Annotated in this window: 7 protein-coding genes, 1 tRNA gene and 1 pseudogene; all 9 read left to right on the forward strand. The window is 57.5% G+C overall.

What is annotated here, in order from left to right:
• A pseudogene (gene tuf, locus VJ651_RS15675) lies at positions 1 to 141 on the forward strand (elongation factor Tu); the annotation flags it as partial.
• Positions 142 to 220: 79 nt separating this feature from the next.
• Positions 221 to 296, forward strand: a tRNA-Trp gene (locus tag VJ651_RS15680).
• Between the two features lie 34 nt (positions 297 to 330).
• The gene (secE, locus tag VJ651_RS15685; RefSeq protein ID WP_324108348.1) at positions 331 to 714 is read left to right on the forward strand and encodes a preprotein translocase subunit SecE; all 384 of its coding nucleotides are present in this window, start codon (positions 331 to 333) and stop codon (positions 712 to 714) included.
• Between the two features lie 11 nt (positions 715 to 725).
• Complete coding sequence (gene nusG, locus VJ651_RS15690; protein ID WP_324108352.1) at positions 726 to 1,289, forward strand: transcription termination/antitermination protein NusG; 564 nt, start codon at positions 726 to 728, stop codon at positions 1,287 to 1,289.
• A 158-nt stretch (positions 1,290 to 1,447) separates the two neighbouring features.
• On the forward strand, positions 1,448 to 1,879 hold the full coding sequence (rplK, locus tag VJ651_RS15695; protein ID WP_040039168.1) for a 50S ribosomal protein L11: 432 nt from the start codon (positions 1,448 to 1,450) through the stop codon (positions 1,877 to 1,879).
• Positions 1,879 to 2,574, forward strand: a complete 696-nt coding sequence (gene rplA / locus VJ651_RS15700; protein ID WP_324108349.1) for a 50S ribosomal protein L1 — start codon at positions 1,879 to 1,881, stop codon at positions 2,572 to 2,574. Before rplK ends, rplA begins: the two co-directional genes overlap by 1 nt.
• Positions 2,575 to 2,869: 295 nt before the next feature.
• Complete coding sequence (gene rplJ, locus VJ651_RS15705) at positions 2,870 to 3,367, forward strand: 50S ribosomal protein L10 (protein ID WP_136417887.1); 498 nt, start codon at positions 2,870 to 2,872, stop codon at positions 3,365 to 3,367.
• A 68-nt stretch (positions 3,368 to 3,435) separates the two neighbouring features.
• Entirely contained in the window at positions 3,436 to 3,813 is a 378-nt protein-coding gene (rplL, locus tag VJ651_RS15710) for a 50S ribosomal protein L7/L12 (protein ID WP_324108350.1), read from the forward strand.
• A gap of 260 nt (positions 3,814 to 4,073) precedes the next feature.
• On the forward strand, positions 4,074 to 8,180 hold the full coding sequence (gene rpoB / locus VJ651_RS15715; protein ID WP_324108351.1) for a DNA-directed RNA polymerase subunit beta: 4,107 nt from the start codon (positions 4,074 to 4,076) through the stop codon (positions 8,178 to 8,180).
• Positions 8,181 to 8,210: the final 30 nt, after the last annotated feature.

Below are 8,210 nucleotides of genomic sequence, written 5' to 3' on the forward strand. Positions count from 1 at the left end.
GAAATGGTGATGCCGGGTGACAACGTTTCGATCACGGTCAAGCTGATCAACCCGATCGCGATGGAAGAAGGCCTGCGCTTCGCCATTCGCGAAGGCGGTCGTACCGTCGGCGCCGGCGTCGTTGCCAAGATCATTGAGTAAGTCATGAGTCGTCGCGCTGCGATCGTCGGGCACTTGTCCGGCATCGCAGCGTTGTCAATTCAGGCAAAGTTTTAAGCGTAGGGGTATAGCTCAACTGGCAGAGCGTCGGTCTCCAAAACCGAAGGTTGGGGGTTCGATTCCCTCTGCCCCTGCCACCTATCAAGGTGCAGGGCACCGAAAGAAACTGGTATGTCTAACCACCCCGTAGAAACCGTCAGCGCTTCAGGCGACAAGATTAAGGTCGCTTTGGCTATTGGTGCAGTGATCGCGGGTGTTGTCGGTTTTTATTTTCTGTCAGATAAGTCTGCCGTAGTACGCGCTGCCGCACTGGTCGTCGGCCTGTTGGTGGCAATCGCCGTTGCATGGACTTCGCAGCCCGGACGTGATTTTCTCGGCTTTGCCAAAGAATCCGTGCGCGAGGCGAAAAAAGTTGTCTGGCCGACCCGCAAGGAAGCGATGCAAATCACGGCGGTGGTGTTCGGCTTCGTGCTGATCATGGCGCTTTTCCTGTGGGGTACCGACAAGATTCTTGAATTCGTGTTGTACGACCTGATCCTGGGCTGGAAAAAATAATGAGCGAGAACATGCAAGATAGCGCGGCAGCCCAAGCGGGCGGCAACAAGCGCTGGTATGTGGTGCACGCTTACTCCGGCATGGAGAAGAGTGTGCAACGTGCATTGACGGAGCGCATTGAGCGTGCCGGCATGCAGGACAAGTTTGGCAAGATCCTGGTGCCGACAGAAGAAGTTATCGAAGTCAAGAACGGTCAGAAGTCAGTTACCGAACGTCGTTTCTTCCCGGGCTATGTCCTGGTTGAGATGGAAATGACCGACGAAACCTGGCACCTGGTAAAGAACACCAGCAAGGTCACCGGTTTCATTGGAGGCAAATCCAATAAGCCGACGCCGATTCCTCCGCATGAAGTCGACAAGATCTTGCATCAGATGCAAGAAGGCGTCGAGAAGCCACGGCCCAAGGTCTTGTACGAAGTCGGCGAGCTGGTTCGCATCAAGGACGGTCCTTTCACTGACTTCAACGGCAATGTTGAAGAAGTCAATTACGAGAAGTCGCGTGTGCGCGTCTCGGTCACGATTTTTGGCCGCGCCACGCCGGTCGAATTGGAGTTCGGACAGGTCGAAAAAGTTTAACCTGCCGTTCTAAAAAGATTTGTTTTGAAAAAACGCCGTTTTGGAGCGTCGTCAGCAGAATCGCTTGCGAAATCCGGAAAAGCAGCAAAGAGGAGCTCCAGTAGCTGGCTGAACAGCTAGCGAACAGGCGCTAACACTCAATTAACGTAGGAGCCGTCATGGCAAAGAAAATTATCGGTTTTATCAAGCTGCAAGTGCCAGCTGGTAAAGCAAATCCGTCTCCCCCGATTGGCCCGGCGCTCGGTCAACGCGGTCTGAACATCATGGAATTCTGCAAGGCATTCAACGCCCAGACGCAAGGTGTCGAGCCGGGCCTGCCAATTCCGGTCGTGATTACCGCATTTGCGGACAAGTCTTTCACGTTCGTGATGAAGACGCCGCCCGCAACGATCCTGATCAAGAAGGCTGCTGGCATTCAAAAGGGTTCGGCCAAGCCGCATACCGACAAGGTCGGCAAGATCACCCGCAAGCAAGCTGAAGAAATCGCGACGACAAAAATGCCGGATCTCACGGCAGCTGACATGGATGCCGCCGTGCGTACGATCGCCGGCTCTGCTCGCTCCATGGGCATCACGGTGGAGGGTCTGTAATGGCTAAGTTATCCAAGCGCCTGAAGGCATTGAAGGCAAAAGTTGATCGCACCAAGGCTTACCCGTTCGACAACGCGATTGCCTTGATCAAGGAATGCGCAACGGCCAAGTTCAACGAGTCGATTGACGTTGCCGTGCAACTCGGCGTCGATGCGAAAAAGTCGGATCAAGTTGTTCGCGGTTCCGTCGTGCTGCCTGCGGGCACCGGCAAGACCGTTCGCGTCGCCGTGTTTGCATCCGGCGACAAGGCTGAGGCAGCCAAGGCAGCCGGCGCCGATGTGGTTGGCATGGAAGATCTGGCCGAGCGAATCAAGGCTGGCGACATGCCGTTCGATATCGTGATCGCTTCGCCGGACACCATGCGTATCGTCGGTACGCTCGGTCAGATCCTCGGCCCACGCGGCATGATGCCGAATCCGAAAGTCGGCACTGTGACGCCGGACGTCGCGACCGCTGTCAAGAACGCCAAGGCTGGCCAGGTTCAATATCGTACGGACAAGGCAGGCATTATTCACGCAACCATTGGCCGCAAGTCGTTCAGTGATGCTGATCTGAAGTCCAACCTGTTGGCACTGATCGAAGCCCTGAACAAGGCCAAGCCGGCAACCAGCAAAGGTGTTTACCTGCGCAGAGTGGCCATCTCCTCGACGATGGGCGCTGGCGTGCGCGTCGACCAGGCAAGCCTGGCTGCGTGATGTATTGAATAAAGCCCTCGTGCTGCCATGGCGCACGAGGCGAATCTTTGGGCTGGACCCCCTTGAGCAGAATTGAAGAGGGTCCGGATTATCAAAGACCGTTGGGCGGCGTGCATGAACGATGTGCACAAAGTTAAACGTTGAACGAGCGATCGTCAGCACCCAACGCAGATGGTGTACCCGAACAAGTTTTGTAGTCTCAACGCTAGTCCGCTGGCACTGAACTCCTAAACTTCGGACGCCGTGTTCGAACCGATGTGAGGCATCCGCCGAACATCATTTTTGGAGGTTGATCTTGAGTCTCAATCTGAATGACAAAAAGGCCGTCGTCGCCGAAGTCTCCGCAAAAGTAGCAACTGCGCAGACGATCGTCGTGGCCGAATACCGTGGCATCCAGGTTGGTCACTTGACGCAACTGCGCGCCAAAGCGCGTTCCCAGGGCGTATACATGCGCGTGTTGAAAAACACGTTGGCACGTCGCGCTGTCGAAGGAACGCCGTTTGCCGGCCTCGCCTCCGAAATGACCGGCCCGTTGATCTACTCGATCTCCGAGGACGCCGTTGCTGCCGCCAAAGTCGTTCACGACTTTGCCAAAGGCAACGACAAGCTGGTTGTTAAGGCAGGTAACTACGCAGGCAAGCAGCTGGATAAAGCCGGCGTTGCTGCGTTGGCAAGCATCCCGAGCCGTGAAGTCCTCATCTCCCAGTTGCTGGGTGTGATGCAGGCTCCGGTCTCCGGCTTTGCCCGTGCTTTGGCTGCTCTCGCAGCGAAGAAGGAAGCCGAAAGCGCCTGATCGCTTTCAGCATTCTTCCGCGTCAGTACCGATCAGATGTAATAACCGAATAAATTTAGGAGTTTCAAATGGCAATTAGCAAAGACGATATCCTTGAAGCAGTAGGTCAGATGTCCGTGATGGAACTGAATGACCTGGTCAAGGCTTTTGAAGAGAAGTTTGGCGTTTCCGCAGCGGCAATGGCAGTTGCAGGTCCGGCTGGCGGCGGCGCTGCTGCTCCGGCTGCTGAAGAGCAGACCGAGTTCACGGTTGTTCTGTCCGAAGTTGGCGCAAACAAGGTTGGTGTGATTAAGGCAGTTCGCGAAATCACCGGCCTGGGCCTGAAGGAAGCCAAGGACTTGGTTGATGGCGCACCGAAGCCCGTCAAGGAAGGCATCGCCAAGGCAGATGCAGAAGCAGCCAAGAAGAAGCTGGAAGAAGCTGGCGCAAAAGCCGAACTCAAGTAATTTCGGCTTGCCAGGGCGAACTGAACATCGCCGGAGTCAAAGCTCGGAACTCTCTCGCAAGAGGGGGTTCGGCTTTGGCTCCTTTGTCGTTTTCGTTTTTTGAAGAGCCTTTTCCCGTGTCAAGCGATGGGATCAGGCAGTACCAGTCTAATTAAGCCCGAAGGGCAGAGACTTGAGGTTTCGCAGAGAGCAAGAGGTGACGTCGATGGTCGCCAGCGAGTCCTGAATTCTCAATCCTTCCTGTCACTCACGGAGTGTCCATGCACTACTCATTTACTGAGAAGAAGCGCATTCGCAAGTCGTTCGCGAAACGCGCTAACGTTCACAACGTTCCGTTCCTGCTGGCGACCCAGCTCGAGTCGTACACGAGCTTCCTGCAGGCCGATAAAGCTCCATCGCAACGCAAGAACGAGGGTCTGCAATCGGCCTTCACGTCAATTTTCCCAATCGTATCTCACAATGGTTTCGCGCGGCTAGAGTTTCTGTCGTATGTGTTGGGTGATCCGCCATTCGACGTCAAGGAATGCCAACAGCGCGGCTTGACGTTCGCATCACCATTGCGCGCAAAAGTGCGTCTGGTCATTCTGGACAAGGAATCGCCGACCAAGCCGGTCGTCAAGGAGATGAAAGAGCAGGAAGTCTACATGGGCGAACTGCCGCTCATGACGACGACCGGCTCGTTTGTGATCAACGGCACCGAGCGCGTGATCGTATCGCAGCTGCACCGTTCGCCGGGTGTGTTCTTCGAACACGACCGCGGCAAGACGCATTCGTCCGGCAAACTGCTGTTCTCGGCCCGCATCATTCCGTATCGTGGCTCGTGGCTTGACTTTGAATTCGACCCGAAGGATATCTTGTTCTTCCGCGTCGACCGTCGCCGCAAGATGCCGGTCACGATTCTGCTGAAAGCGATCGGCATGACGCCGGAACAGATCCTGGCGAACTTCTTCGTGTTCGACAATTTCACGCTACGCGCCGATGGCGGCGAGATGGAATTCGTCGCCGAGCGCTTGCGTGGTGAAGTTGCGCGTTTTGACATTGCCGACAAGTCGGGCAAAGTCATCGTCGCCAAAGACAAGCGGATCAACGCCAAACATGTGCGCGAAATCGACGCTGCCGGCATCAAGCACATTTCCGTGCCGGAAGACTACCTGCTTGGCCGCGTGCTCGCGAAGAACATCGTTGACGCCGAAACCGGCGAAGTCATAGCAAGCGCAAACGACGAGTTGACGGAAGAAACCTTGGCGCGCCTGCGCGAAGCCGGCGTGAGCGACATTCAGACCTTGTACACCAACGATCTGGACCAGGGCGCCTATATTTCGCAAACGCTGCGTATGGACGACACGGCCGACCAGATGGCCGCACGTGTTGCTATCTATCGAATGATGCGTCCTGGCGAGCCGCCGACCGAAGAATCCGTTGAGGCATTGTTCAACGGCTTGTTCTACAGCGAAGAGCGCTACGACCTGTCGGCAGTGGGCCGCATGAAATTCAACCGTCGTATTGGCCGCGACGAGCTGACCGGCGCGATGACTTTGTCGAACGAAGACATCCTCGCCGTCATCAAGATTCTGGTCGAACTGCGCAATGGCCGCGGCGAAGTGGACGATATTGACCACCTGGGCAATCGTCGCGTGCGCTGTGTTGGCGAATTGGCGGAAAATCAATTCCGTGCCGGCCTGGTGCGCGTTGAGCGCGCAGTCAAAGAGCGTCTGGGTCAAGCCGAAGCCGACAACCTGATGCCGCATGACCTGATCAACTCGAAGCCGATCTCTGCTGCGATTCGCGAGTTCTTCGGCTCATCGCAACTCTCGCAGTTCATGGACCAGACCAACCCGCTGTCGGAAATTACCCACAAGCGCCGCGTATCGGCGCTTGGCCCGGGTGGTTTGACCCGTGAGCGCGCAGGCTTTGAAGTGCGCGACGTGCATCCGACCCATTACGGACGTGTGTGCCCGATCGAGACGCCGGAAGGTCCGAACATCGGCCTGATCAACTCGCTGGCCTTGTATGCTCGCCTGAACGAATATGGCTTCCTCGAGACACCGTATCGCAAAGTCGACGACAGTGGTGTTACCAACCAGATCGACTACCTGTCCGCCATCGAAGAAGGCCGTTATGTGATCGCTCAGGCGAACGCGACAATCGATGCCGACGGCAAACTGTCCGACGAACTGGTATCCGCGCGTCAGGCCGGTGAGACCATCCTGGTGTCGCCGGAACGGGTGCAGTACATGGACGTGGCCCCGGGCCAGGTTGTGTCGGTGGCGGCGTCTCTGATTCCGTTCCTTGAGCACGACGATGCGAACCGCGCATTGATGGGTGCCAACATGCAGCGCCAGGCGGTACCCTGCTTGCGTCCTGAGAAGGCATTCGTCGGTACGGGCATTGAGCGCACCGTCGCAGTCGACTCCGGCACCACTGTGCAGGCGCTGCGTGGCGGTGTGGTTGACTATGTCGATGCCGGCCGTATCGTGATCCGCGTCAACGACGATGAAGCGGCTGCCGGCGAAGTCGGTGTGGACATCTACAACCTGATCAAGTACACCCGCTCCAACCAGAACACCAACATCAACCAGCGCCCGATCGTGAAGGTCGGCGATCGTGTTGCCAAGCACGACGTGATCGCGGACGGTGCGTCGACCGATCTCGGCGAACTCGCACTCGGCCAGAACATGCTGGTCGCGTTCATGCCGTGGAACGGTTATAACTTCGAGGACTCGATCCTGATTTCGGAGCGCGTGGTTGCGGACGACCGTTACACCTCGATCCACATCGAAGAGTTGTCGGTTGTTGCTCGTGACACCAAGCTCGGCGCGGAAGAAATCACCCGCGACATTTCGAACCTGGCAGAAAACCAGCTGGCGCGTCTGGACGAATCCGGCATCGTCTACATCGGTGCGGAAGTCGAAGCCGGCGACGTGCTGGTCGGCAAGGTGACGCCGAAGGGCGAAACCCAGCTGACGCCGGAAGAGAAGCTGCTGCGTGCGATCTTCGGTGAAAAAGCTTCCGACGTGAAGGACACCTCGTTGCGCGTACCGTCCGGCATGGTCGGTACCGTGATCGATGTGCAAGTGTTCACGCGCGAAGGCATCCCGCGCGACAAGCGTGCGCAGCAGATCATCGACGATGAACTGAAACGCTATCGTCTCGACCTGAACGACCAGTTGCGTATCGTGGAAGGCGACGCCTTCCAGCGTCTGGAGAAGATGTTGATCGGCAAGGTCGTCAACGGCGGTCCGAAGAAATTGGCCAAGGGCGTCAAGATCACCAAGGAATACCTGGACGATCTGGACAAGTACCACTGGTTCGACATTCGCCCGGCCGAGGACGACGTCGCTGCAGCGCTCGAAGCGATCAAGGAATCGATCGCCGAGAAGCGCCACCAGTTCGACCTCGCATTCGAAGAGAAGCGCAAGAAGCTCACCCAAGGCGACGAACTGCCGCCGGGCGTGCAGAAGATGGTCAAGGTCTACCTCGCGGTCAAGCGTCGCCTGCAGCCTGGTGACAAGATGGCGGGCCGCCACGGCAATAAAGGTGTGGTTTCGCGCATCGTTCCGGTAGAAGACATGCCGTACATGGCAGACGGCACGCCGGCTGACATCGTGCTGAATCCGCTGGGCGTTCCGTCCCGTATGAACGTCGGTCAGGTGCTCGAAGTGCACTTGGGCTGGGCCTCGAAGGGCCTGGGCCTACGCATCGGTGAAATGCTGAAAGCGCAAGCCAAGGCCGCTGAACTGCGCAAGTTCCTGACCACGATCTACAACGAGTCTGGCAAGCCGGAAGAACTCGACAACTTCACCGACGACGAAATTCTGCAACTTGCGAGCAACCTGAAGCACGGCGTGCCGTTCGCGACTCCGGTTTTTGACGGCGCGCACGAGGACGAAATCCACCGCATGCTTGACCTCGCGTATCCGGACGATGTTGCCAAGCAGCTTGGCATGACGCCGTCCAAGAACCAGGTCACGATGTACGACGGCCGTACCGGTGAAGCTTTCGAGCGCCCGGTCACGGTCGGCTACATGCACGTGCTGAAGCTGCACCACCTGGTCGACGACAAGATGCATGCACGTTCCACCGGTCCATACTCGCTCGTCACCCAGCAGCCGCTGGGCGGCAAGGCGCAGTTCGGCGGCCAGCGGTTCGGCGAGATGGAAGTCTGGGCGCTCGAGGCGTACGGCGCCGCTTACACGCTGCAGGAGCTCCTCACCGTCAAGTCCGACGACGTCGAGGGACGCTCCAAGGTCTACGAGGCGATCGTCAAGGGCGAGGTCCCGGACGAGCCGGGCCTGCCCGAGTCCTTCAACGTCCTCGTGCGCGAGCTGCAGTCCCTCTGCCTCGACGTCGAGCTCCTGAAGGTCTGAGGAGAAGAAGAAAAAACCATGGACACCTTC

The sequence above is a fragment of the Noviherbaspirillum sp. genome, assembly GCF_035254865.1.
Lineage (GTDB): Bacteria > Pseudomonadota > Gammaproteobacteria > Burkholderiales > Burkholderiaceae_D > Noviherbaspirillum.